This is a genomic window from Lysinibacillus sp. NPDC093712 (assembly GCF_050280025.1).
In the GTDB taxonomy this organism is placed as follows: domain Bacteria; phylum Bacillota; class Bacilli; order Bacillales_A; family Planococcaceae; genus Lysinibacillus.
This window is the reverse complement of the sequence record NZ_JBNNUU010000003.1, coordinates 28,914-54,191: the sequence shown is the minus strand read 5'-3', so window position 1 is coordinate 54,191 and position 25,278 is coordinate 28,914. Positions and strand designations below refer to the sequence as shown.

Annotated in this window: 22 protein-coding genes and 1 other annotated feature; of the genes, 13 read left to right on the top strand and 9 right to left on the bottom strand. The window is 34.7% G+C overall.

Going from position 1 to position 25,278, the window contains the following annotated elements; translation table 11 throughout:
• Positions 1 to 1,034 precede the first annotated feature (1,034 nt).
• Entirely contained in the window at positions 1,035 to 2,609 is a 1,575-nt protein-coding gene (locus ACQKNX_RS12960) for a sensor domain-containing diguanylate cyclase (protein WP_427429242.1), read from the top strand.
• 43 nt (positions 2,610 to 2,652) lie between these two features.
• Here the strand turns inward: ACQKNX_RS12960 and ACQKNX_RS12955 are convergent, their stop codons facing one another.
• The gene (locus ACQKNX_RS12955; RefSeq protein ID WP_427429241.1) at positions 2,653 to 2,985 is read right to left on the bottom strand and encodes a CotD family spore coat protein; all 333 of its coding nucleotides are present in this window, start codon (positions 2,983 to 2,985) and stop codon (positions 2,653 to 2,655) included.
• A gap of 343 nt (positions 2,986 to 3,328) precedes the next feature.
• Positions 3,329 to 3,871 carry a DJ-1/PfpI family protein gene (locus tag ACQKNX_RS12950; protein ID WP_427429240.1) on the bottom strand — a complete coding sequence of 181 codons (543 nt, stop codon included), beginning with the start codon at positions 3,869 to 3,871 and terminating at the stop codon, positions 3,329 to 3,331.
• A gap of 117 nt (positions 3,872 to 3,988) precedes the next feature.
• Here ACQKNX_RS12950 and ACQKNX_RS12945 point away from each other — a divergent pair, with 117 nt between their 5' ends.
• Positions 3,989 to 4,411: a DUF4362 domain-containing protein gene (locus tag ACQKNX_RS12945; RefSeq protein WP_427429239.1), complete on the top strand. Its 423-nt coding sequence runs from the start codon at positions 3,989 to 3,991 to the stop codon at positions 4,409 to 4,411.
• A 154-nt stretch (positions 4,412 to 4,565) separates the two neighbouring features.
• Positions 4,566 to 4,898 carry a hypothetical protein gene (locus ACQKNX_RS12940; protein WP_427429238.1) on the top strand — a complete coding sequence of 111 codons (333 nt, stop codon included), beginning with the start codon at positions 4,566 to 4,568 and terminating at the stop codon, positions 4,896 to 4,898.
• A 124-nt stretch (positions 4,899 to 5,022) separates the two neighbouring features.
• On the opposite strand, the gene ACQKNX_RS12935 is transcribed toward ACQKNX_RS12940, so the two are convergent.
• Positions 5,023 to 7,128 (bottom strand): sialidase domain-containing protein, encoded by a 2,106-nt coding sequence (locus ACQKNX_RS12935; protein ID WP_427429237.1) that lies wholly within the window; start codon positions 7,126 to 7,128, stop codon positions 5,023 to 5,025.
• 961 nt (positions 7,129 to 8,089) lie between these two features.
• Here ACQKNX_RS12935 and ACQKNX_RS12930 point away from each other — a divergent pair.
• From ACQKNX_RS12930 to ACQKNX_RS12915, 4 genes are all read left to right on the top strand, one after another.
• Complete coding sequence (locus ACQKNX_RS12930) at positions 8,090 to 9,427, top strand: ABC transporter substrate-binding protein (RefSeq protein ID WP_427429236.1); 1,338 nt, start codon at positions 8,090 to 8,092, stop codon at positions 9,425 to 9,427.
• Positions 9,428 to 9,599: 172 nt separating this feature from the next.
• Positions 9,600 to 10,490, top strand: a complete 891-nt coding sequence (locus tag ACQKNX_RS12925; protein WP_427429235.1) for a carbohydrate ABC transporter permease — start codon at positions 9,600 to 9,602, stop codon at positions 10,488 to 10,490.
• Positions 10,487 to 11,320: a carbohydrate ABC transporter permease gene (locus tag ACQKNX_RS12920; protein ID WP_427429234.1), complete on the top strand. Its 834-nt coding sequence runs from the start codon at positions 10,487 to 10,489 to the stop codon at positions 11,318 to 11,320. The genes ACQKNX_RS12925 and ACQKNX_RS12920 overlap by 4 nt, the downstream gene beginning before the upstream one ends.
• A gap of 29 nt (positions 11,321 to 11,349) precedes the next feature.
• Positions 11,350 to 12,474: a Gfo/Idh/MocA family protein gene (locus ACQKNX_RS12915; RefSeq protein ID WP_427429233.1), complete on the top strand. Its 1,125-nt coding sequence runs from the start codon at positions 11,350 to 11,352 to the stop codon at positions 12,472 to 12,474.
• 214 nt (positions 12,475 to 12,688) lie between these two features.
• Here the strand turns inward: ACQKNX_RS12915 and ACQKNX_RS12910 are convergent, their stop codons facing one another.
• The 4 genes from ACQKNX_RS12910 to ACQKNX_RS12895 all read right to left on the bottom strand — a co-directional run bounded on the left by ACQKNX_RS12910 (position 12,689) and on the right by ACQKNX_RS12895 (position 15,391).
• Positions 12,689 to 13,405, bottom strand: coding sequence for a CPBP family intramembrane glutamic endopeptidase (locus ACQKNX_RS12910; RefSeq protein ID WP_427429232.1), 717 nt, complete (start codon positions 13,403 to 13,405; stop codon positions 12,689 to 12,691).
• Positions 13,406 to 13,469: 64 nt separating this feature from the next.
• Complete coding sequence (locus ACQKNX_RS12905) at positions 13,470 to 14,165, bottom strand: hypothetical protein (protein ID WP_427429231.1); 696 nt, start codon at positions 14,163 to 14,165, stop codon at positions 13,470 to 13,472.
• Positions 14,162 to 15,028, bottom strand: a complete 867-nt coding sequence (locus ACQKNX_RS12900) for an ABC transporter ATP-binding protein (RefSeq protein ID WP_427429230.1) — start codon at positions 15,026 to 15,028, stop codon at positions 14,162 to 14,164. Before ACQKNX_RS12900 ends, ACQKNX_RS12905 begins: the two co-directional genes overlap by 4 nt.
• A gap of 3 nt (positions 15,029 to 15,031) precedes the next feature.
• Positions 15,032 to 15,391 carry a GntR family transcriptional regulator gene (locus tag ACQKNX_RS12895; RefSeq protein ID WP_427429229.1) on the bottom strand — a complete coding sequence of 120 codons (360 nt, stop codon included), beginning with the start codon at positions 15,389 to 15,391 and terminating at the stop codon, positions 15,032 to 15,034.
• A gap of 395 nt (positions 15,392 to 15,786) precedes the next feature.
• Here ACQKNX_RS12895 and ACQKNX_RS12890 point away from each other — a divergent pair, with 395 nt between their 5' ends.
• From ACQKNX_RS12890 to ACQKNX_RS12875, 4 genes are all read left to right on the top strand, one after another.
• Positions 15,787 to 16,185, top strand: coding sequence for a hypothetical protein (locus ACQKNX_RS12890; RefSeq protein WP_427429228.1), 399 nt, complete (start codon positions 15,787 to 15,789; stop codon positions 16,183 to 16,185).
• Positions 16,186 to 16,511: 326 nt separating this feature from the next.
• Complete coding sequence (locus ACQKNX_RS12885; protein ID WP_427429227.1) at positions 16,512 to 17,039, top strand: GNAT family N-acetyltransferase; 528 nt, start codon at positions 16,512 to 16,514, stop codon at positions 17,037 to 17,039.
• A 280-nt stretch (positions 17,040 to 17,319) separates the two neighbouring features.
• Positions 17,320 to 17,571: a binding site (T-box leader), on the top strand.
• An 81-nt stretch (positions 17,572 to 17,652) separates the two neighbouring features.
• A complete protein-coding gene (locus tag ACQKNX_RS12880) occupies positions 17,653 to 19,014 on the top strand; it encodes an amino acid permease (protein ID WP_427429226.1) in 1,362 nt (453 codons plus the stop codon).
• Positions 19,015 to 19,577: 563 nt separating this feature from the next.
• A complete protein-coding gene (locus ACQKNX_RS12875) occupies positions 19,578 to 20,984 on the top strand; it encodes a YfcC family protein (protein ID WP_427429225.1) in 1,407 nt (468 codons plus the stop codon).
• A gap of 286 nt (positions 20,985 to 21,270) precedes the next feature.
• Here the strand turns inward: ACQKNX_RS12875 and ACQKNX_RS12870 are convergent, their stop codons facing one another.
• The gene (locus tag ACQKNX_RS12870) at positions 21,271 to 21,699 is read right to left on the bottom strand and encodes a HEAT repeat domain-containing protein (protein ID WP_427429224.1); all 429 of its coding nucleotides are present in this window, start codon (positions 21,697 to 21,699) and stop codon (positions 21,271 to 21,273) included.
• A 583-nt stretch (positions 21,700 to 22,282) separates the two neighbouring features.
• On the opposite strand from ACQKNX_RS12870, the gene ACQKNX_RS12865 reads away from it, so the two are divergent.
• Both ACQKNX_RS12865 and ACQKNX_RS12860 read left to right on the top strand, forming a co-directional pair.
• Positions 22,283 to 23,245 carry a helix-turn-helix transcriptional regulator gene (locus tag ACQKNX_RS12865; RefSeq protein WP_427429223.1) on the top strand — a complete coding sequence of 321 codons (963 nt, stop codon included), beginning with the start codon at positions 22,283 to 22,285 and terminating at the stop codon, positions 23,243 to 23,245.
• A 72-nt stretch (positions 23,246 to 23,317) separates the two neighbouring features.
• A complete protein-coding gene (locus tag ACQKNX_RS12860; RefSeq protein WP_427429222.1) occupies positions 23,318 to 23,950 on the top strand; it encodes a type 1 glutamine amidotransferase family protein in 633 nt (210 codons plus the stop codon).
• 404 nt (positions 23,951 to 24,354) lie between these two features.
• Here the strand turns inward: ACQKNX_RS12860 and ACQKNX_RS12855 are convergent, their stop codons facing one another.
• The gene (locus tag ACQKNX_RS12855; protein ID WP_427429221.1) at positions 24,355 to 25,011 is read right to left on the bottom strand and encodes a Type 1 glutamine amidotransferase-like domain-containing protein; all 657 of its coding nucleotides are present in this window, start codon (positions 25,009 to 25,011) and stop codon (positions 24,355 to 24,357) included.
• Between the last annotated feature and the right edge of the window lie 267 nt (positions 25,012 to 25,278).

Below are 25,278 nucleotides of genomic sequence, written 5' to 3'. Positions count from 1 at the left end.
AAAAAGACTATTTGCTATTATTGTAAATAGTATCAGCTTGTCGACAAAAGGGATTAAGATTTCTATTCTTAATCCCTTTTGTTATTTTTATTGTAAAAAATGGGTTCTTACTTTCGTCTTGTCATACACTTCGAGCATCCCCTCTCTATGAAGCTGTTTGCCATGTCCAAGTAGCAATTATAATAGACTGCTAGCAATACATATAAAGTTGATTGGATTGGAGTGGAGGGCGGGCGCGACTCCTGCTCAGAAAGCACAGTACGTAAGACGCAACAGACCACGCGTTAGCGAGGGTTGAGGCTTACGATGTACCCGCAGAAAGTGACCGACCGTAGTGGAAATCAACTTTAGTAGACCTCTAAATTTATTTAATAATTAAAGCAGACGACTATCGTATATAATCATAAGTGCGATAATTGTACTGTATTTTCACTTTTTCCTTCGAAAGAGCGTGTTGACACTAGTTGATTGGAGCGGAGGGCGGGCGACTCCTGCGGGAACGCACAGTACGTAAGACGCAACAAACCGCGCGTTAGCGAGGGTTGCGGCTTACGATGTGCCCGCGGAAAGCGCCCGCCCGTAGTGGAGATCAACTGCAGTAGTCTTCTCCTATTTTAGTTTTAAATAAAAAAGACTATTTACGATATTGTAAATAGTCTTTTTTTGTAATGGATAATCATCTCGTACATAAATTTCGGTTGCTATATAATAGAATAGTCGAGTTCCAAATATCGTATCTAATTGTAAAAGAGACATCAATAATCATAAATATATACATTAAGTTAGAGAAATATATTAAAAATTATTAAATATTGAGTTTATAGTTTTATATTTAAACCAGAAAAATGATTTAAAGTTTAGTTTTATAAATCCAATATAGGTCTTTAACTACACTTCTTTTACAAATACTTTTAATATATACAAGAAATTTGTAAAATAAAATGAAATTTGTGTTTTAATAGATAGTAGAAAGTGAGTCTTTAAGCTTAAGTAATAAGATGGCCAAAATACATAAATAGGAGTAATAAAAAACAATGAAATCAACACAATTAAGGCTAAAGCATTTAATAATGGGTTTAGCTATGGCAGCATTTTTTCTTACAAGTATCGGTAGCTTATGGAGCGGCTATCGCATGAATGTTGATTCGATAAAGGAAAATTCGCTTGAAACCAATCGTGTATATGCACATAAATTGGCAACTACCGCAAGTGCATACTTAGAAGAAGCCTTTCAAATTTTAGGATATAGTGCGGACAATATAGAATCTATCATGAACGATGAGGCTGCCTTGGATCGGGAAACAGATCGATTAAAAATGCAAAATAATATGTTTAACTCAGTCGTTGTGTCCAATGCGGATGGTTTAGTATTGTCTGTATCACCGCCTTCTGTAGATGTTAAAGGTAAGTATTTAACTTCTGCAGGGGGGAAAGAGGCGTTATCTAAAAAAATCCCTCTAGTATCTAAACCATATGAAGGCATAACAGGAAGACTTATTATCTTTATTTCATACCCTATATTTTCAGCGGAAAATAAATACTTAGGAATGGTAGCAGGTACAATTTATTTAAAGGAAAAAAATGTATTTAACTTGCTGTTAGGAGAGCATTATTACCATGACGGTTCGTATGTTTTTGTAGTAGATGCAGATGGACGTATTATTTACCATCAAGACCCAACACGCATTAACGATGTTGTCATAAAAAATAAAGCTGTTCAAGAAGTTGTCTCTGGAAAAAATGGCGCAAAGCTAGTAACGAATACAAAAGGGGTAGAGATGCTGGCAGGATATAGCTCCGTGCCGCTAGCAGGGTGGGGAGTCGTTTCCCAAAGACCGTTAGATGTAGCACTCGAGCCTTCGTTCGATCGAGTACAAGATGTAGCGATTAAGGCTATCCCTCTTATGTTATTATCAATCATTATTTTACTATGGACAGCTGCGCGAATTGCCCGTCCACTGCAACAGTTAGCAACGTTAACGGAAGAAAGTTTAGATTCACGAAATGTAGAAGGGTTAAAGTCCGTACGCAGTTGGTACTTTGAAGCGTATTATTTAAAGAGTGCGCTTATTCGAAGTTTGTCCTTTTTGCAGGGGCAAGTATCCTATTTTAAAGATCAATCGACAACAGATCCTTTAACTGGTGTCACGAATCGACGCACAATGGATGCTATGCTATATGAATGGCAGAATAAACATATGATGCATTCGATTATTTTACTTGATTTAGATCATTTCAAGAGCGTTAATGATACCTATGGTCATGCAGTAGGAGATAAAGTACTGCAATTTTTAGCAAAAAATATGAAAGCTGTAGCACGGGAACACGATATTTGCTGTCGATATGGTGGAGAGGAATTTATTATCTTATTGCCTAATACGTCTGTTGAAGAAGCAGTAATTGTAGCCGAAAATTTAAGACAACAATTAGCAAATACGAATAGCCCATGTGGACGTCCAGTAACATTATCAGCTGGGGTTGCGGAGTATCCGAAAATGGCTAGTACGACAGAAGCCCTTTTTGAAGCTGCAGATGGTGCACTGTATCTTGCTAAGCAAGCGGGGCGAAACCAAGTGAAGATTGCTGGAAAAGAATATTGCAGCCTATAGAGAGAAAAGCGATGAGACAAAAAGTGTCTCATCGCATAAAAAATTAATAACCCATACCCATGCCCATATGTTTATGGTGACCCATATGGTGCTGTGGCATATGGCAGTGATTGTGTGGCATACCGCATAGTGTGTGGTTTTCACAGCATTCGTTTACTACGTTTTCAGTGCATGGGAAGTAGTATTGATGATCAATGATATGTTTGTTAACTGTTGTGATATGTGCTGGCTGAACGTGTGGTACAACTGTATGGATATAATTTGTGCGAACATATTGCTCTGGTGGTGAAAATTGTGGTGGGTCAAATTGTGTTGGCATTGTTTGTGGTGGGCAGCATTGTGGTCCTCTTCCATGGTGACGCTTACGATTAAACATGTTATTACCTCCTGTTTTGATAAGTTGTGGTTCATAATTAACATATGAGATGTAAGACTAAGTGGTCTATTTGTATGCCTATTAGGGGCTAGTTAAATCTCTTAACTGCCACAGAGCAGTGAAATTTCATGGCATGTGATGTTTATTTGCCAAAAAGGAATGCTGTATTTGGGGGATTTATCTATTTGGGAAAATCATTTATCGATGGATACAGCCAAAAAGTGAAAAAATTAAAGCTTCTGAATATAACAAGAGCAGCTTTTCTTTTTAGTCGTATATATTGAAACGCCTAGAGAAAAAGGATAGTTGTCGTCAGTCTTGGCGACAGAACTATCCTTTATTTTTATGCTTGATACCAATTTTCATCAAAATTCAGCTGTAACATTTTACCAAAAGCAACACCGAACTGAATAAAACCTCTTCCTCTTGCAGTAATAATCGCACCATCCTGGACGATTAAATCGTCAGAGTAATAGTTAAGGTCAAAAACCCCTAATTGCTTCATACTTTCAAGTGACAAGCCGACTGTATAGTTTTTGCCCTTTAATACACCAGCCTTAGCTAAAAGGTATGGAGAGCTTGAAATACTAGCAATGATTGCTCCATTAGCACTCATTTTTCTAATAAAATCGATTAGCTCTTGCGCATCAACTAATGTCATAATGTCCAAACAGCCAGGTAATAACAGACTATCAAACTCTTCTAAATTGACTTCGCATAGTTGTATATCCGCTAAACAAGATAAACCTGACTCACCTTTAATGCTGCTTTTATTATTTAAACCAATTGTCACAATGGGTTTATTCCCTTGCATTAATATTGATAATGCAACACTTAATTCATATTCACTAAATTGCGGGTATAACAATACAGCAGTTTTTTTCACTTCAATTACCTCCAATATGTTCCGGGAACAATATTGATTTTACAATATATTGGAAATTTAGTGTATAATATATAAAAAAGATGAAGGACATAAACTATAAAAATGATGAGAAATGTAATGTTTGTAACGTTTGTTTTCATAAGTATGCTTTTCTTAGCGGGCTGTTCAAAAAGTAGCTATAGTACAGCAGATGCCATTGAAAAAGGGGATATTACGGTTACACCAAGTGAAGTTCACAACCTTGAGCGTTTTGAGCAATTTTTGCAGAGCATAACAAAGCAGCAAGAGGACAAGATTCGGGTGACATCCTTTACCATCGAAGGTGATCCTATTTTTCAGGATTTACATTATGATGGGGACAACATTCAATATTCATACGATAACACGAATGATGCATTCGGTGGGCAAGATAAAGGAGTTAAGACAGAAATTTGTACAACAATAACTAGCAAAGGTAAGAGGCAAAGCAAAACAGAATATTATATTGCTGGTTGTGAGGACCATTCCGATTATTATCTATTGGGGGTAAGCGATCGCTGATAAGATGTCCTGAATCGCCAATAGCATCGAGGGAATCGCCAATAAAAAGAAGCGAATCGCCACTAAGATCGAAGAAATCGCCATTAAAATGCCGCGAATCGCCAATAACACCAAAGCAACCGCCAATAAGATATAGAACAAAGGAGATAGGCTATTGAAAAACATTGTGACTTTGATGTGCCTGCTACTATTGTTATTGTATTTTTATAAGACACCAATGTTAGATACTAAAGATGCGGTTTTAAAGGCAGAAATGTATTTAAATAATCCTCCTCAACATACGTATACTGCGCAAATGAATGTCAATGTAAAGGAACTGACTACTGAACAAATAAATACACAATTGCACAATCAAACTGGCATGTTAAATCGAATGTTTAACCGTAAAGAATGGGTAATTATGCTGCAATTTGATAATAGAAATCCAACTGTCGTGATAGATGCTCATAATGGGAAACTAATTCAAATAATAGGAGCAACCAATTAGTTTACAAAAAATATCAAGAGCTTCTGGAAGCCCTTGATATGCTACTACTATATTATTGTATGAATGGTATTTTCTTTACTTATTGCCATTATCAATTAGCAATACAACGCTCGTAATGTGTGAGTTAATTCATAATATCATCAATAGTTAAAGTAGTGTACTTCAATACATTTTTTAAATGTAACTCATTTCTAGACCACGCATCATATTTTTCATACAATAAACCGATTTCATGATTTGGTAACTCGGTAAGTGCTGAATATGAATAGCCATATTGCGGATAATCGACATCATACTTGTGATTCCAGTCGATTGTATTTGTAGCTTGATTGATGAATCCTACCCATAACTGTCCATTTCTTCGGCCATTTGTGGAATTCGGGGTACTTAATATTACTGCCTCTTTGCCATTTATTAGCTGAGAATATTTAATAATCGATAGTTGTGTACCATAAGAGGTATTTTCCACGATGTCTAGATATTTCACTTCACTCCAACTATCTCCACTATCTAAACTCGTCATATAGCCTATTTTGCCTGTTGTCGTTCTTAAATACGTTTGAATGACACCTGGTTTAATTTCCACCATTTGTGCTTCGGCAGTTGCATTAGTAAACGGCAGTGGAGCGGTTTTATGTGTCCAAGTTAGCCCATTGTCGTCGCTAATAATATATACCATTTGCTTACTTGCATATGATGAAAAAATAATACGATTCGTGTCTGCTAACACCAAACCTTGTCCAGGGCTTAAGTATGAAGCGTTCGAATTTAATCCAAGGAAAGGCGGTAATAATAGCGGTGCATTCCAAGTTTCTCCTGAATTATCACTTGTCGTATAGCCTATATAGTTCGTAGGTGTAATTTTTAATAAGGAATCTTTGTAAAAGATATTCATTTTCACTTGATTGCCATTTTTGTACTCAATGAGATTACCATTTTCAAACTTGACAGAGTACTGCTCTACATTCAAATATTCATTGTTCTTTTTTATATTGTAGTAATTATCCACACTATATTCAGTTGGTGTATTTGAAATATCATTATAAATTACACCGTTTTCACGAATGGAATAATTATATGCCGATTCAGAGCCATATTTCAATTTTAGATAGAACTGTCCATTTATTGATTTGTAGCCTGAATCCGTTTTTAATGCATTTTGATTTCCAATACCAGCTGGCATAAAATCAGACATCAAAATGACCTTATTATTCTGTTTATCTTGCACTAATGCAGAATCTATAAAAGAAGCACTACCACTTATCTGAATATTTTTACCTACGTCATCTCTAGGCCAATCAATTGTTTGCTCTGCATAGTCATCAAATTTTAAGGCTAGTTTGGGATTGGACCATGTAACCCCATTATCATCGCTATATGAGGTTGCAATGTTTATTTTGCTTTTAGAATCATGTGTCCCTCCGTATCTAGCATCCACACTAGCAAGAACTCTCCCATTACTTAGCGTATATAAAGCAGGAATTCTGAAAAAATTCGCTTTTGTTGCATCCCCAGCCTTGAAAATTAAATTGTCCGTAGTTGCATTGGTTGTGTCATTTGTTAGTTGGGCATCAGCTAGAGCTTCATTATAGATTTTGAGTGACTCTATTTCTCCATTAAATTTAAAGTCTAGTGCCCCTGCTCGATTTACGCCACCTAAAACAATGGAATTTGCGCCAGTAATGTTGTTAATCGCTTTAAACAATGAAACCTTACTTTCCACAACTTTTTCACCATTTGCATACAACGTGTAACTTCCTTGTTGTGCGTTGGATACAAACGCTACAGTGTTAGACACTTCTCCATTCTCATCCTTGCCCCATAGAGATGCAGGCCTTGCAATCAAATAATTTATATTTGCATTAGCATCTCTAACTTCAACACCCAATTCACCGTTATTTCGTAAAAAAATATCAAAATAATTATTTTTATAGCCAGTGTTTTTATTTGATATTCCAAACAAAGCTTGCAATGCATTTTGATTGTTTGACTTAAACTTAATGATTATTGTAGAACTTTCCGATGTGAGTGCTTGTTGTAGTTCATTCGTTACATCTAATCCCTGGTTATTTAACACTATATTATTTTTTTCAAAAATTGGTGTACTAACAGTTTGTATTTGATTACTTGTAACATTAGTTTCTGCACTTGCATAAGTTGGACTTACTTGACCAAAACCTAGCCCTAAGAGCAGTGTAGAAATACCGATTACTTTAAAAGGATATTTCATATTAAGCCTCCTCGTATTTTTTAGATTGTCCAATATTTACGCTATACTCCTACAGGCTAAATTTGTAAAGCGAAAGTTAGAACATTTTAGCTGTAAGTTACTAGATTTGTTTTCCACAGTAAAAGACAAAAATGAATAGTACCACCTCCATACAAAATTAACGCATAAAACTTATTGAGTAATAAGTATTTAGACCTACATATTGCAGTGTAGGAATATATTTTTCTCAAATGAAATGCGTACACAAGTGAATTATACATATATTCCGAAAATTCTCAACATTAACATTTTTAAAGAATGCTTAATAAAAGCACCTAGTTATTCACACTAAAAAAGCTATGAAACCATACATTGCTTACAATTTTCCTTAGAAGCAATGGATGAGAAGATGTTGGTTTTTGGTGGATTTTTTTTTCAAAAATTTAAAATATAAAGAAAATTATTTACAATTAAATTTTAATTTGGTATATTTCAGTTGAAAGCGTTAACAGATAAATAATGAATATTGGGAGGGTGAAAAATGACATTAGAGAGATTAAAATGAATTTTTCCAGCTTTTTATGCTTGTTATGACGATGGGGTATGCATGTGTTCTGCTGTTAGAGAACTGGGAAATATAGTTAGTGGAGTTTGGATCTCAAATGAAAACTTACATTATTTGCATACCTAGGAACATCGTTAACAAAGGAATGTATGACGTTTGCACGCTGTCCTTTAACTGGATATTTCTGAAAGTTCAGTCATATGGCATGCCTAATCTATCTAGTAAGAAGTTGATAGAAATTAAAACGGGTATTGGTGCGTTCCATGTTCTCATGGGAAGTGTAAGTGCTCCATTGAAGAAATTCCAGCAAGGAATTACATACTAATTGAATCGATGGAGCAATTGCTAATTGTAATACAAGCATTGTTATAAATTTGTTCTTTTCATACTTAAAAATATTTAATGGGAGGTATTTGAATGAAAAAGAAATTGTTAGTGCTGTTTGCCGTATTAGCTATGATGATTACTACTGGTTGTAGCAGTGGAGAAAAAGAAGCAACAGCAAACCAAAGCTCTTCAGGGGAATTTGAAGGGGAAATCACAGTTTGGCATTCCTTCACACAGGGACCAAGACTAGAATTTATGCAAGCAGCTGCAGATTCATTTGTGAAAGAACACCCGAAAGTAAAAATAAAAATTGAAACGTTTGCGTGGCCTGAATTTTATACGAAATGGACGACTGGTTTGCAATCTGGACAAGTTCCAGATGTGAGTACAGCATTGCCAAACCATGTCGTTGAATTAATCGATGTTGATGCGCTTGTACCATTAAATGATGTCATTGACAGCATTGGTAGGGATCGTTTTTATGAAGCTCCGTTACAAGAAGGAACAGTGGATGAAAATAATTACTCGATACCATTGTATTCTCATGCCCAAGTGATGTGGTATAGAAAAGATTTATTAGAAGAAGCAGGATTGGAAGTTCCAAAAACATGGGATGAACTATATGAAACTGCTAAAAAGTTAAATAATGCGCCTGATGTGTATGGATTATCAGTGCCAATGGGATCTGGCGACATGATGGCAACACGATTCTTGAATTTTTATGTTCGTTCTGCTGGTGAAACGTTAATAACGAAAGATGGAAAAGCAAACTTAACAAGTAAAGCCGCAATTGATGGTATTAATTACTGGATAAATATGTATAAAGCGACATCGCCTGAAGGTTCAGTCAATTATAAAGTATTAGATCAAGCTAATTTATACTATCAAGGAAAAACTGCGTTTGACTTTAATAGCGGTTTCCAAATCGGCGGAGTGGAAACGAATTCTCCACAGTTGCTCGATAAAATTGATGCTGCGCCAATGCCAAAAATTAATGCGAATGATCCAGAAAACGGAATTGAAACATCTAACATTCCAGTTGTAGTGTGGAAAAATAGTAAGCACCCTGAAATTGCTAAGGCATTTGTAGAAAGCTTATATGAAAAAGAAGAATACATTAAGTTCTTACATTCAGTGCCAGCAGGTATGCTACCAGCTTTAAAAGACATTGCTGAGGACCCAGAATTCTTAAATAATCCGACTATCCAGAAATTTGATAATGCTGTAAAAGTTATTAGCGCAGCCGTAGATAAAGGGACTGCAATCGGTATGGAGAACGGTCCTACCTTACAATCAGGTATTATCGTGAGTCAAGGCGTTATTGAAAAAATGTTCCAGGATATCGTTCTTAAAGATGTACCTGTAAACGAAGCTGCTGAAAAGGCCGAAAAGGAATTAAATGACTTATTTAAGATGTTAGGTAAATAAGCAGGGCTCGGAATACACAACTTACGACGCTCTCATGAATTATGAGAGCGTTTGTTTTTTAACTTGTATCACACTTCTTTAAGTGTGCGATGACTCTATAAAATCTGGGGACAATTACGCTGAGGCGTTATTGATAACACAGATCTATACATAACAGGAAAGGAGACGAGACATGGAAAAAAAACTTAAGTCTTTTAATTGGACAGGTATGCTGTTCGTTTTACCTTCTGTACTAATAGTTATTTTACTATTAATCTATCCAATCTTTTCGAGTATCTATTTTAGTTTTACTTCGAAAAATTTAATCCGTCCATTTTATGACTTTGTATGGTTAGAAAACTTTAAATTTGTATTAACCAATCCAGATTTTTATAGGGCTTTTATGAATTCAATAAAATGGACTGTTTTGTCGTTAGCAGGGCAATTATTTATTGGTTTTACTGCTGCATTAGCCTTAAATAGAATTCCAAAATTCACCGGACTTTATCGAACTTTATTGATAATTCCGTGGGCATTTCCAGCAATCGTCATTGCTTTTTCATGGAAATATATTCTAAACGATGTATACGGATTTTTACCAAATTTACTTACTAAACTCGGAATAACAGACGCAAATATTAACTTTCTAGCTAATCCAGATTTAGCTTTTATCGTTGTAGTATTAATAAATATTTGGTTTGGAGCACCGTTGTTTATGGTTAATATTTTATCTGCTTTGAAGACGGTTCCATCAGAACAGTACGAAGCAGCCCAAATGGATGGGGCATCATCATTTCAAGTATTTTGGCATATTACGCTAAGACATATTCGTGTCGTTATCGGGTTATTATTAGTTTTAAGAACGATTTGGGTCTTTAATAACTTTGACATCCTATACTTAATTACTGGAGGGGGACCTTCAGATATTACGACAACACTGCCAATCTTTGCATTTAAAGCAGGATGGGGTATGAAGCAGCTTGGAGTCGCTTCTGCCATTACCGTCATACTATTATTATTTTTACTTGGTATTTGTTTCTTGTACTTTAAATTACTCGATAAATGGGAAAGGGAGGATCGATGATGGTAGGAAAAAGCAAACTATCTACAACACTGAATTATATTTATTTGACTTTATTAGCCATCGTGTCGGTCTTCCCGTTACTTTGGATTATTTTATCGTCAGTAAAGTCCTCAGGGGAAATGGCTAATAATCCACTGTCGTTCTTTCCTGAAAAAATAACATTTGATTACTATTTCAGAGTGTTAAATGACTTATCGTTTACTACCAATATAAAAAACAGCTTATTAGTATCTTTTTCAGCTACATTCATTACCATCGTAGTGTCCGCGTTAGGGGCATATGGCATTGTTCGTTTCTTTCCAAAGGCAGGAAAGAAAATGACGAAAATCTTAATCACTACTTATATGTTCCCGCCTATTCTTTTGGCAGTCCCATATTCGATTATTATCGTATCTGTAGGTCTAGTAAATACATGGACGGGGCTAGTCATAACATATCTTTCCTTTTCAATTCCTTATGCGATTTGGATGCTTATTGGATTCTTTCAAACCGTGCCATTAGAAATAGAGGAAGCTGCAAAGGTAGATGGAGCAGGGATAGTGCGTACCTTTGTGCAAGTCGTGCTACCAATTGTAGCACCAGGTGTAGTGGCAACTGCTATTTATACCTTTATCAATACATGGAATGAGTTTTTATTTGCCTTGCTGCTTATTAATAGTTCTGAAAAGATGCCAATATCAGTGGCATTGTATTCCTTAACAGGTTCAGAAGTATTGGATTGGGGAGAAATGATGGCCGCATCAGTGATTGTCATTTTGCCTTCTATTATATTCTTTATGATTATCCAAAATAAGATTGCAGGCGGTTTATCGGATGGTGCAGGAAAATAATAATTGTTTAAATTGAGAGGAGAATAAATATGAGTCAAATCAACTATGGAGTAGTAGGAACAGGCTATTTTGGAGCAGGTCTTGCAAGAATACTTAACAGTTTAGAAGATGCGAAGATTGTAGCGGTATATGATCCAAATAATGCAGAGGTTATAGCAAAAGAACTAGATTGTGAGGTAGAACCTAATGTCGAAGCATTGTGTCAACGAGCAGATATTGATGCGATTATTATAGCTTCCCCTAATGGATTTCATAAGCATCCCGTCTTAAGCGCTGCACAAAATAACAAGCATGTATTTTGTGAAAAACCAATTGCCTTATCCTATGAAGATTGTAATGAGATGATTGAAGCTACGAAACAAAATGGCGTTACATTTATGGCAGGTCATGTCATGAATTTTATGAACGGGGTACGTACAGCTAAAAAATTGATTAACGAAGGTGAAATTGGTGAAATTCTTTTCTGTCACGCAGAACGTAATGGCTGGGAAGAAGCACAAAAAGAAGTAAGTTGGAAAAAGCAAAGGGAACTTTCTGGTGGTCATTTATATCATCATATTCATGAACTTGATTTTATTCAGTTTTTAATGGGTCCAGCTAAACGTGTGTCAATGGTTGGGGGAAATGTTGCCCATCAAGGGGAACAATTTGGTGATGAAGATGATATGTTATTAATTACGCTTGAATTTGAAAATAAACGATTTGCAACATTACAATATGGGTCTGCCTTTAGATGGAGCGATCATTATGTGAAAATCCAAGGAACAAAAGGTGCCATTTTAATCGATTTGCAAGATGTAAAAGTAGTTTTAAAAACACCAGAAAAAGAAGAAAGATATTTATTGCATGAATCAAAAGAAGAGGATGAGGATCGTACTAGAATTTATAGTGGGCTAAAGTCTGACCAAGCGATTGCCTATGGTAAACCAAATCAAACACCACCAATGTGGCTGCATTCGATTATGGAGAAAGAGATGAAGTATTTCCATAGTATTATGCAGGGGGCAGAGGTTGAAGAGGAGTTTATTCCTTTATTGGACGGTACTGCTGCGAGAGCATCAATTGCTACTGCAGATGCCCTTACATTGTCTCTAAATGAAGATCGAAAAGTAAGTGTTGAAGAGATAGTATCTAAAGGAGTTTTTCAAAAGTAAGATTGAATGTAGAATGAATCGATGCGAATGGGGCATTATCAATGGGCAGCCTGTAAAGGACAAGCTTATGGTAATGCCCTTTTTTTAACTGCATGTAGACAGTAAAAAAAGGTCTAACTATGCAACGTACATACTTATACGATAGAAAAACACCTCCTAATTGAAAGTTAAGGTATTTATACCTGAATTCAATCGAAGATGCTTTTAATTTGATCTATGCTGTTAGGAGTAGCCCCTTGTTTTTTTTCTTAACACGTCTCCATAAAAATAACATATAAACAAATAGGACAATAATGATAATATACGCTGTTAGCATAGAACTTTCAGCATTCCCCATAAAGTTGAAGAAATTGTTAAAACCATGGAAGAGAATTGTCAAAATAATGGATTGGCCATCGATAATCAGTAATGAAAGAACAAGACCTACAAGAAGGGCATAAATAATTTGAATGATGGTATCTTCAACCGATTGCCCTCCAATTAGTTGCAATGAATGTGTGATGCCAAACAGTATGCTCGAAATCCATACGGCAACAAAGGTTCCTTTTGGTTGCAACATGCGAAGTAGGATGCCTCTGAAAATTGTTTCTTCAATAAATGCAACGATAAACATTTGCATCATAAACATAAGAAGTAAATCACTAATCGATTCGAAATTTAAACCTTTTGTGCCAATTAAAATAATACATAACACAATAAGAAGCGGTGAGAATACTATAATATTTTCTTTATTGATTGCAACAAAGAAGTAATGGCTCCATTTCTTTTTGATAGCAATATAAAGGAAGAGGCCAACTGCTAAAGGAATCAAAAAGGCAAATTGTAGAAACGGGCTAGATGGCTGTTGAATGGATACGTAGGCGCCATTTGCAACATAGAAAAATATAAGAAGCATTTCTAATCCAATAATTTTAAAAATGAGTTTTTTCATTTTGTTGATTCCCTTCAAGGTTAATGTTTTTACTTTTCTTTATTTAATGTTTTCATGCGCCGTTTTATGATGGAATTGCAGAAGCTTTTCGTAATGCACTTGATATTATGATATAGATGAAAATAATAATAACTAGTAAGCTAGCGATGATAGTAAAAGCAGAAACCTTTGATACTAATTCAAATAGCGGTGTATACCATTCGAAAATGACCATTATGATCGGAATCAACGCAAGTACACCAATAAAGCTGTAGCCACCTAATGTTCCGAAGCGGTAAAAGACGACATTTAAAAGTAAGCTTGAAATTAGACAGAGTAGAAGTAACACAGTATCCATAGACATTGTTAAAAAAAATGAATCCGAATTGTCGAAAAGTAAAATAGGGTGAACAATAACCATATTTTCATAATCAAATAGGTTAGAAACGAGGGTAATGATTTTATGTGAACAAGCGATCACGAATGCACCCGCAAAGCTCCAAATGATGAAAAACAAGCCAACGTTACACACATACTGCATACGACTTAGGCCAAGCTTTAAAAAATAGGGCAATGTTTTATTTAATATTTTTGCCCCCATCGTACTATAAAAAATATAGACAGGTATTGAAATAGTCATGACAAAGGATACATACTGTCCAAAAAAGGTATCAATAAAAAATGACAGTATGACGATTGAAAACAAAATGCACCAAAAAATAATATTACTTTTTTTATAGCTTTGAAAAAGGACGTATAAGCTACCCTGTACTGTCTTCATTTTACTAACCTCGCTTTCTGCTGCTTACTTAAATACACCAATAGGTCTTGTAAAGATACATTTTCTAGTGTGATGTTGTCATCTTCAATAGCCTGACCACTAGCATACACAACGGCTGTCATCTCCTGCATAAAACTATGCTTATAAATTACTTCTAGGTTTTTGATTGCGAGCTCGACATCCTGTGCGCTTCCTTTTACTGCAACAATATACTTTTCCCATTCCTCCGCTGTTTTTTGAAGTAATAATTCACCTTCATGGAGGATAAGAATTTCCTCGAACAATTTACTAGCTTCATCTATTAAATGCGTTGATAAAAGAAATAGCCTTGGATTTTCTATTTGTTGTTCGATTAATAAATCATAAAAAGTATTTCTAGCAGCTGCGTCTAATCCAATGTAAGGCTCGTCGAAAATCGTGATTGAAGCATTACTGGCAAACCCTGTAATAATACCGAGTGCAGATACCATCCCTTTGGAGAGATTGCGCACCTTATCTTTTGGATTAAGAGCAAACACTTGAAGTAGTTCATTTGCAAGCTGTCCATCCCACTTTGGATAGAAGAAACTATTAGTCTTTAAACTTTGCGCAACTGTCATATCTTCTTGAAAATTCCCACTCTCTGCAACAAAACAAATGTCTCGTAATATAACAGGGGCATTAAAAACATTCTCGTCATTGACACAAATTTGCCCTTCATTTGCAGAAATAAGCCCTGCTAAAAGGTTTAAGAATGTTGTTTTACCAGCGCCATTATGGCCTAAAAAACCTATAATTTTTGGCCCTTCAATAGTAAACGATATATTTTTTAAAGCATGCTTCTGCTTATATAATTTGCTTACATTTCTCACATCGATTTTCATAAGTTATCCCCTCTGTAACATATTTTGTAATTCTTCACCTGAGATACCTAAACGAATTGCCTCTTTTTTCAACGGTTCAATATGTTGTGCAAAGAAGATTTCCTTACGTTCTGCTATTAAAATCCTTCGTGCGTCTGTACTAACAAACATGCCTACGCCTCGTTTTTTATAGATGACACCCTTTTCCACTAATTCGTTCACACCCTTTCCTGCTGTTGCAGGATTTATTTGATACTCCTTGGCAAATTCATTTGTCGATGGAATGCGATCTTCAGAATGGAGATGCCCATCAAGAATTGCATCTTCAATCCGTTCCCGAATTTGTTGGAAGATTGGTTTTTCGTTGCTTAAAGAATAAATCACAATCCACCTCCTAGTTAATTGGTTCGTTACTTGTGTAACTAACCATACAACGTAGTAGTTAAATTGTCAAATTTTTGTTGGTAAATTTTTATAATTATTGTATTTGTACAGAACAAATAGCAGTTGGAATTGTGGATTTTGAAATTGAAGGTTTTCTTATTGAAAGTCAAGCTAAAGATATTGAAACAGCAATAAATGAATGGAAAGAATACTACGATATGTCCGATTCTTAAATAAATTTGTTTCGCACCATCTTTGAGAGAAATAAGTAATCCCACGGGAGAAATTAACGAGGGCTTTACTTGAAGAACATTGACTTGCATAGCAGCTTTTTTCTTCTTCTTCTAACGATGATATGTAACTTTTGGTAGACAATTTATGTCTATATAAAAGAGGTGGGTGAATTGAACATAAAAAAGTTATTCTATGGTTTGATTGCATTAGCTTTATTCATGATTACAGGGTGCAATATTCAAGGAGGAACTACAACAGTATCAATTGACAGTATAGATGCCGAAGAAGTTTTAACATTAGATTCTGATGCTGATATTTTTCAGTATGATGGCGTTATCTACAAAACTAATATTGATTGGGTTGAAGAATTGTCTTTAACAAAAGATGTTCAAATCGGTGAAATAAAAACAAAAAATGATGCTAATACAGATTTTAAAGATGAGATGTCGAATAAACTTCCTGTTGGGACAAAGATTTTTTCGACTAATGAACGAGGAGATATTTTAATTGTTGAATCAAACGGAGAAATCAAAAAATATCTTGCAATTGTTGAAGGGTAAACAAATTATTTTGTTCAACAAACGGGCGCGTTTATTTAGGAACGCGTCTTTTTCTTTTAAAGGGCCATTTAGTGGAAGAAGGTTTTTAAATAACTATGATGAAATATGTTAACAAAATAAAATCGATGAAAGAGGTTTAAATGCTATGAAAATGTTTTTTGATCAATCATTCTTTTATGTGGAAGACTAGGGTTGATTGCAATTGTTGTACTTTAAGCAAATAACAATCCGGATTACAATGGCATTACAGGAGTTTATAGTTTACACTTTGTTCCTGAATATAGTAGATTTTATTTTGTAGAATGTTTAGAGGGAGGGGAACTAACTTGGAAATCACAACAGAAAGATTAATAATTAGACCTTTTAAGAGTACTGATTTACAGGACGTATTTGCTATTTATAATAATGATGATACATGTAAATTCCTATTACATAATAAATGGACTCTAGAAGACATGCAGGAAAGATTTAATAAAAAGCTAGTGAACAGTGCACTGACGAAAGAATCAATGTTAAGTTTGGCTGTTATATACAAGACTAAAGTAGTTGGTGATCTATCCGTATGGTATACAGATATGAAAGATACAGTTGAGATTGGTTATAGTTTTTCAAATGAAGTAGCTGGGAAAGGTTTGGCTACTGAAGCAGTAAGTAATTTGCTCCATAAATTATTTAGTGAGTTTAATGTACATCGTATACAAGCTAATCTTGATGCACGGAATACAGCTTCACAAAAATTATGTGAACGGATAGGCATGAGAAAGGAAGCCCATTTCATACAAGATTTTTGGAATAAAAATGAATGGACAGATAGTATGGTATATGGAATGTTACCGTCCGATTTGAAGAAATAGACTTATTTATTTTATTGTGCTAATTGGTGCTTGCTTGAAAATCATTGAGTTGTGTGATCTTCCACAATCGGGCGCGATTCTGTAACAAGGTCAGTGCTCGTTTTCATTAAAAGACCAGATTGTTAAATAACATTTGTTGTAATATTTCCTTTAGAATTTATATTTACATAACAAATTGTCATATATAATTTAAGTGGGTTATGAAGAAATTTTGAAAATTATATTGACAAAATATTTTTTTTCTGTAAAATGAAAAACAATTCGAAAATATTTGTATAGAACAAAGGCTATGAAAAGAAATAGTATCAATTATTTTTACGAACAGAAAGTTACCGGTTGATGAGAGGTGCATGTAAAACGATTGAGAATTCATCTTGGAGCCGTGTACCGAACAGATTATTCTAAGTAGGCTACGCCGGTAAGCACCCGTAATCATGTGCGAGAGTATCGTCAAATGACCGTACTTCTTAAGGTAAGTAATGTGAATTGCTTATAAATTAAAGGTGGTAACACGAGTTGAATCGTCCTTTTGGTTAATCCAAAAGGGCGTTTTTTTTTATTCCTTTTTTGAGCAAAGTATTTGAAAATCTAAACGTATTAGGAGTATGACATTATGAAAGACAATCATCAAGATTCACAGCTAAAGCGCGGATTAAGTACTCGTCACATGCAACTAATTGCATTGGGCGGATCCATTGGGGTCGGTTTATTTTACGGCTCTAGTTCAACAATTCAAATGGCTGGGCCATCTATTTTACTAGCTTATTTAATTGGCGGATTAGTAATTTTCACAATTATGCGTGCATTAGGCGAAATGGCAGTAGAGGAACCTGTATCGGGCTCTTTCAGTACGTACGCGGATAAATATTTAGGACGCTTTGCTGGGTTTTTATCTGGTTGGACGTATTGGTTCATGTGGATTGTCGTTGGCATGGCTGAATTAACAGTGGTCGGTGTATACATTAACTACTGGTTCCCTGATATTCCACAATGGGTAACTGCCCTTGTAGTCCTTTTTATTATGATGCTTGTAAACTTAGCAAATGTAAAAGCTTACGGAGAATTCGAATTCTGGTTTGCGATGATTAAAGTTGTTGCGATTATCGGTATGATCGTTCTAGGATTGGCTATTATTTTCTTCGGTGTCGGCAACCAAGGTGAAGCAATTGGCTTCGATAATTTATGGGCACACGGTGGCTTCATGCCGAACGGTTTCCATGGTATTTTAATGTCACTAGTATTAGTTATGTTCTCATTCGGTGGGGTTGAATTAGTTGGTATTTCTGCAGGAGAAGCAAAAAATCCTAGCAAGTCAATTCCTTCAGCTATTAACAACATCGTTTGGCGTATTTTAATTTTCTACATTGGTGCATTAGGCATTATGATGGTTATTTATCCTTGGAACGAAGTTGGTTCGGAAGGAAGCCCGTTCGTTCAAATTTTCGATTACGTCGGTATCCCTGCTGCGGCTCACATTATTAACTTTGTTGTAATTACAGCAGCGATGTCTGCATTTAATAGTGGTTTATACGGTTCAGGACGTATGCTACACAACTTATCGGTACAAAAAAATGCGCCAAAATATTTTAAAACAGTAAGTAAAAACGGTAGTCCACGTAGAGGGATTTTATTTTCTTCAGCGGTGTTATTAATTGCGGTTGTCTTAAATTACGTAGTACCCGAAAAAGTGTTCATCTATATTTCTGCCATTGCGACTGTTGCAGTCATTACAAGTTGGATGATTATTTTATTAGCACAATTGAAATTTAGAAAGTCAAAAACGAAAGAGGAAGTAGCCGAACTGAAATTCAAAATTCCGCTTTATCCACTTTCTACGTATATTGCCATTGCATTCTTACTAATGGTTATTGTGTTAATGGCGTTTATTCCAGATATGCGTATTGCCCTATATGTCGCACCAGTTTGGTTTTTAATCTTATTCGTTGGATACAAAGTAATCCATGTTAAAAAGTAGTTAAATCATTTCAATTAACTGATACTTCTTCAACGAAGACATATGTTAAAAAGTCCCTATGGTTAACTCAAATGGTTACACCTATCTCAAATTTTTATATACTAGTAAACATTAATAACATATCCAAATGATAGATTGGAATGAAACCGAAATCCAAGAAATGCTGTTAAACCAACATTTCTTGGATTTTCCTTTGAATATTGTCTATACAACTTTTTATGTAAATAGATAAACATGGCGATGACATGGACACATTAATCATTCAGTGTTTGAATGGTTTTCTGCAGAGGAATTAGCTCTTTATGAATCTTTCACTTCTATCTATTGAACGCATTATTAATTTGTTAATCGAGCATGATTTTTTTAGTTAGCAGGGAGAAGCATCCTATCACTCATCAAAGTCGTTGAAAAAAGCTTTATAAGGCAACTACCGATTTATTTTTGAAATGAGGGAAAATTAAGACTTTACAAAGAATTTTAACTCCTGTATATTTATTTTTTATTAACGACATATTAACGACAAAGTTGTCATATGTCTAAATCTATAAAAGGAGCATGATGTAATGGAAAATGAACAGAGCGTAAAGAAGAGGAGTTGGCTCAAAGTCCCTCATACATATACCATTATTTTTGCTATTATTTTTTTAGCGGGTATTTTAAGTTATATTGTTCCAGCAGGTGAGTTTGATCGTGTAGAAGATGAGGAAGGGCGAATGCTCGTTGTAGATGGAAGCTATCATCATATTGAGAGTGATCCAGTTTCATTTTTCGAAATGTTTACAGCGATTCCAATGGGGCTTGAAAAAGGAGCTCAAATTATTTTCTACATTTTCTTAGTTAGTGGTGTATTTGGAATTATTCATAAAACAGGTGCCATTGAAGCTGGTGTCTATAAAGGGGTAAAAGCTTTAGAAGGCAGAGAAAAATTACTTATTCCTTTATCGATGATTTTATTTTCTGTTGGTGGTTTTACAATGGGAATGGCGGAAGAAACAATTATTTTCGTACCAATTGGTGTGGCCATTGCACGTGCGATGGGCTTTGATGCTGTAACAGGAACTGCCATGATCACACTTGGTGCTGCCAGTGGATTTTTTGGAGGAATGCTAAATCCCTTTACAGTAGGTGTTGCGCAATCATTAGCAGATGTACCATTATTCTCAGGGATTGGTTTCCGTGCAGTAGTCTATGTTTTTGTACTAGGCTTTGCTATTTTCTATGTATCTCGCTATGCTTTTAAGGTGAAAAAGAACCCCCAGGCAAGCGTTATTTATGATATTGAGCAAAAAGCTAAATCCAATGTGTCAGCGATTGACATTCCTACATTAACTGGAAAGCATAAATTTGTATTTATTGTCATGGCTTGTGGAATTGGCTTTAATATTTATGGTGTCTTTAATTGGGGTTGGTTCTTAACACAGTTAACTGCATCCTTTTTAATTATGGGGTTAGTTGCAGGATTAATTGGTGGTTTAAAACCTGCCACTATCTTTGATTCCTTTATTGAGGGAGCTAAGGCGGTAACGTTTGGTGCTTTAATTGTAGGCTTTGCCCGTGCCATTACGGTTGTTTTAGAGCAGGGGAAAATTATTGATACGATTGTGTATGCAGCATCTGAAACAATTGGACATTTACCACATGCTATTAGCGCAATCGGCATGTTAATTATCCAAGCCATTTTGAATTTATTTATTTCATCAGGCAGTGGACAGGCGGCAGCAACAATGCCAATTATGATTCCAATTACTGATTTATTAGGATTAGAACGACAAGTAGCTGTTTTAGCCTTTCAATATGGCGATTCTCTAACAAACTCTATTATCCCTACTTCATCTGCATTAATGGCGTATTTAGCTGTAGCAGGTATCCCATATGAAAAGTGGATTAAATTTATTTGGAAGATGATACTTGGTTGGATAGTTATTGCTTGTCTGGCGTTAATTGTTGCGGTTGCCATAGGGATCACTTAAAACATGAAGTGATCTGATCTAAAAAGTTAGACAATTAATTTAAGCAACTTCTAAGATCTGAGTCCATCATTGTATTGGACTCAGGTCTTTTAAATTAGCTTACATACGTTTGTGATGATAGTAATGAATATAAGCATTTATTAATAAACAATAAAATAGATAATCAAAGAAATGAAGTAATACAATTTAATATTTGTTTCGATGAACCGCAGCGTAAGACAAGAAAAAGCCATCCCCTCCACAAGTGGAGAGAATGACTTTCCTTCATAAATCGCAAAACTACTGATTACAGTTTTGCCCAACGTTCCTCTAACCAGTTCATAAATTCTACACCTTTGTCGCCTTCATACGCATCAAAGACATCTAAACGCATACGTTTTAGTTTATCCGCAAATTCTGCCACTGTATGGTCCTTCGGCAAGCTCTTTTTCACTCGTAGTAAAATTTTGTCTGTTCCTTTGATAATATCAAAACGTGCAGGTGATGGCTTCTCTACGTCCTCACCAAACGCCACGAGTGCTTCATAGGCTGCTAATTGCACCTTATTGACAGTATCATTCTGCATCCGATTTTTTAATAAATCTATGATTTTGTCATGTTGATAAGCCGATAATTTTTCGACTGCGTCTAAACGCTCTCGCCAGCTAGACGTATAATTGGCCTGTTTTTTTAATGTTTCATACTGTTCAGGTAATGTTGTTTCAAACTGTTTCAAGTAATAGCACCTCTTTTTTTAACTAGAGGAAAAATAAATTCTTCTTCTGCTTCTCTTATTATACGTTGTCTGGGTGAAAATAGCGATGAATCGCTGGTAATGATTAATAAATATAATGGAAACTAACTGCATTAAGGTGAACCATATCATAAGTATGTACTATTCTTTATTAGTATAAGCGGCGAAAATTTAGAAATTGTTACGGATAGCGGTAGATATGTGAAATTAACAGAGCAAGATGCAGTGAATCTACATGAGATTTTAACAGGAGAACAATTAATAAAATAATTACCTTTCTTGTATACTATTCAATTAACGGGAGCTTTAGTTGAATAACGATTTTCCACAATAGGGCGCGATTCTGTAATAAGGATCAGCGCTCGTTTTCATTAAAAAGGCCATATTGTGGAATAACGCAGTTGATGGGTTATACTAAAAATCAGAAATAGATTGTTAAAAATTATACTTAAACGAAAAAGACAAAATAATCTAATTCAAGGAAAAAAGTTAAATTTAAATGATAAACTAAAGTTTACTTATTACTATATGATAGATAATAAATTCTATATAGAGGTGGAATTTTATGCCTAAAATTGACAATATGTTAGCAATTCTATGGATGCTTCGTTCAGGTGAAAAAATTACTGCACAACAAATTTCAGAAAAGTTAGAGATGAATATAAGGACTGTGTATCGTTATATTGATACACTTTCAACAAGTGGCGTACCTATAATTTCAGAACCAGGACATAACGGTGGATACACTCTATTGAACAATTTTATTGAGGCTCCTCTATTTTTTGATTTTGAGGAGCAAACTTCACTTTATCATGCTGCTGTTTTTGCAGAAGAAGCTGGATATTATGGTGGTGAAGCACTAAATAGTGCTATTTCAAAGCTAAGCAAATATTCAAATCAAGAGCAGAAAATAAAGATAAACCAACATTTGACCAGTCTTGAAGTAATAAGTCGATTAAGTTCTCAGCCTATGGATCCTTTCTTGAAGGAGTTGGAGCAGGCCGTAGCTGACGGAAACTCTTTAAAAATTCTTTACCATAAAAGTGGCGAGAATCAATCAAAGTATAGATTTATTGATCCTTACAGAATTATTTATTGGAATAATAAGTGGTATGTGATTGGGTTTTGTCATCTTAGGAATGAAATCCGTAGTTTTAGAGTAGATCGAATTGAAAGTCTAACGCTAACCGAAAATAAGTTTAACCGGCCAGAAAATTTTTCAGCACGTGACATTTTTATGAAAAACCTCCTTCCAACTATAGAAGATACGGAAGTAATTATTTCTTTGGTTATTAATGGGAATTCACTAACATTGGATGATATTTGCCAACATTGGTTTTTAGGACATTATTTACAAACACGGACTTCAAATCAAGCAGTTTTTCTTCTTGAAAAAGATATAATACATACATATGTACCTTATTTACTTTTACCGTACAATAAATCTATTAAAGTTATCGAGCCAATAAGTCTTAAGAAAAGAATTATTGAAGTTCTGACGGAATTAATAAATTTTCATCAAGTATGATAACTTCCCTGACGTTAACTGTCAGGGAAGTTATTTTATAATAGCTATATCAATTGTGATTGGAGTGTTTGGATGCAAACAAAAAAAGTTTTTCTATATGTATTTAATACAATGTCGGACTGGGAATATGGATATTTAATTGCTGAACTAAACTCAGGAAGATATTTCAAAAAAGACTTACCACCTTTAAAAGTAATTACAGTAGGAGCTAATAAAGAAATGATTACAACTATGGGAGGACTGAGCATAAAACCAGATATTTCACTTGATGAATGTATTCTTGAGAGTAAAGATCTTTTAATTTTACCAGGAGGGATTACTTGGAGTGAAGAAATTCATCAACCTATCTTGGAGAGAGTTGGCCAAGCTTTAAAGTTTGGCACTATTGTTGCTGCAATTTGTGGTGCAACTGAGGCCCTTGCAAATATGGGATACTTAGATTCTAGAAAACACACAAGCAGTGACTTAGAGTATATTAAAATGGTCTGTCCTAATTATAAAGGAGAAAAATATTATGAGATGAGACCTGCGGTATCTAGTGAGAATTTGATTACTGCATCAGGAGTAGCACCTCTAGAATTTACGATGGAAGTACTAAAAAAATTAGACGTCTTTGCACCCGACACATTACATTCATGGTATAACCTAAATAAGACTCATAAACCGGAGTACTTCTTCCAGTTAATGAATTCAATAAATAGCTGAGCTAAAAAATCAAATTAGCAGTTTTATATTAGTTCAAATAAAAATCAAGCTTTAGACAATGTCAACGTATGGTTTTTGTATATAACTTAAATATGTTTATGGAAGTAAAAAACTTATAAAGCACTCCCGAAGTTGTTATAAATAGAATTGGTAACTAAACCTCTTTTTAATCTTATTGAACAACCGTGTGCCTTTTTTCATTGGCAATAATGTTGGAACGACCTTCAACAATCGGGCGCGATTCTTGAAAAGGAATTGTTTTTTTAGTATCAACTTCAAAAGTGGTATGACTTGCTTATAAAGAAATTATAAATTCAAAAAATGAACTGTACCAAAAGTACAGTTCAATCAATAGGTGTTATTTTCCACTCAGATAATAAATGACATTGTTTAGAAAACCATAACTAGAGCGTCTCTTCTAATTTTTGCTTTATGGAATTTGAAATTAAATATACATTGCCGAAAATGTCAATTTTGTCTCCCTTTACACGTACAGCGCAATCTTTGTTGGAGGCATAAATATTAATTTCTTCCGATAAGGCCGATAGTTCGTTTTGAACCATTGTCATATTATTTTCAAGATCAAAATGAGACAGGACGGAAAAATCATCAAGGCCGATACCGTCATAAACAGAGCTTTCTTCAACGTTATAGCCAAAGTTTTTTGAGCATAACCATTTAGCGGACATGTTAATTGCACCAGCGCTTGCGCCCATTACAACAGCTCTGCTTTTTTTTATTGCATCAGACAATTCGTATTCTATTAAAAACTCATTTTGTTTAACAGTATTTCCACCCAACAAGAAAATAACAGAAGCATTTTGAATTAATAATTGGGCATCTTCCTTCTGGATATGATAATTAATTAAATGATACTCATCAAACAGAATGTTAGCATGATCGAACCACGAGCGTTCAGTAGCACCAACCTCTTCATAAAAAGATGGATTCGAGTTAATCATAACAAGCGATTTTCTATTACTAATATCTTTCTGTAACACTTTGCCCAGCTTCTCTGGAAAAAAGTTGTTGAACCATCCTAAATAATAGTGAGTTTTCATAAGTTCCTCCGTAATTTTATTTATCAAACCCTCTCTGAATTATACAATAATTGTAAATGTAATGAAGATATTAAAAATAATTAACTCACATTGGTTTTCATGTTATTTATACATATGCTTAGGCTGGACTTAGAAAGGTTTTAAAGGAGAAATTTCAAGCTTAAAGAAAAAACTATACTCAAAGGATAGCAGAGCGAGAAGAATTTTCGAGATTAAGTATAGAATTGGTGAAGATAGTTGGGAGAAATAGCATTTGGATAATGTACT

Coding starts and splice junctions, on each gene's coding strand:
- ACQKNX_RS12960 (WP_427429242.1), top strand. CDS start 1,035: ATGAAATCAACACAATTAAGGCTAAAGCATTTAATAATGGGTTTAGCT.
- ACQKNX_RS12955 (WP_427429241.1), bottom strand. CDS start 2,985: ATGTTTAATCGTAAGCGTCACCATGGAAGAGGACCACAATGCTGCCCA.
- ACQKNX_RS12945 (WP_427429239.1), top strand. CDS start 3,989: ATGTTTGTAACGTTTGTTTTCATAAGTATGCTTTTCTTAGCGGGCTGT.
- ACQKNX_RS12935 (WP_427429237.1), bottom strand. CDS start 7,128: ATGAAATATCCTTTTAAAGTAATCGGTATTTCTACACTGCTCTTAGGG.
- ACQKNX_RS12930 (WP_427429236.1), top strand. CDS start 8,090: ATGAAAAAGAAATTGTTAGTGCTGTTTGCCGTATTAGCTATGATGATT.
- ACQKNX_RS12925 (WP_427429235.1), top strand. CDS start 9,600: ATGGAAAAAAAACTTAAGTCTTTTAATTGGACAGGTATGCTGTTCGTT.
- ACQKNX_RS12920 (WP_427429234.1), top strand. CDS start 10,487: ATGATGGTAGGAAAAAGCAAACTATCTACAACACTGAATTATATTTAT.
- ACQKNX_RS12915 (WP_427429233.1), top strand. CDS start 11,350: ATGAGTCAAATCAACTATGGAGTAGTAGGAACAGGCTATTTTGGAGCA.
- ACQKNX_RS12910 (WP_427429232.1), bottom strand. CDS start 13,405: ATGAAAAAACTCATTTTTAAAATTATTGGATTAGAAATGCTTCTTATA.
- ACQKNX_RS12905 (WP_427429231.1), bottom strand. CDS start 14,165: ATGAAGACAGTACAGGGTAGCTTATACGTCCTTTTTCAAAGCTATAAA.
- ACQKNX_RS12900 (WP_427429230.1), bottom strand. CDS start 15,028: ATGAAAATCGATGTGAGAAATGTAAGCAAATTATATAAGCAGAAGCAT.
- ACQKNX_RS12880 (WP_427429226.1), top strand. CDS start 17,653: ATGAAAGACAATCATCAAGATTCACAGCTAAAGCGCGGATTAAGTACT.
- ACQKNX_RS12875 (WP_427429225.1), top strand. CDS start 19,578: ATGGAAAATGAACAGAGCGTAAAGAAGAGGAGTTGGCTCAAAGTCCCT.
- ACQKNX_RS12865 (WP_427429223.1), top strand. CDS start 22,283: ATGCCTAAAATTGACAATATGTTAGCAATTCTATGGATGCTTCGTTCA.
- ACQKNX_RS12860 (WP_427429222.1), top strand. CDS start 23,318: ATGCAAACAAAAAAAGTTTTTCTATATGTATTTAATACAATGTCGGAC.
- ACQKNX_RS12855 (WP_427429221.1), bottom strand. CDS start 25,011: ATGAAAACTCACTATTATTTAGGATGGTTCAACAACTTTTTTCCAGAG.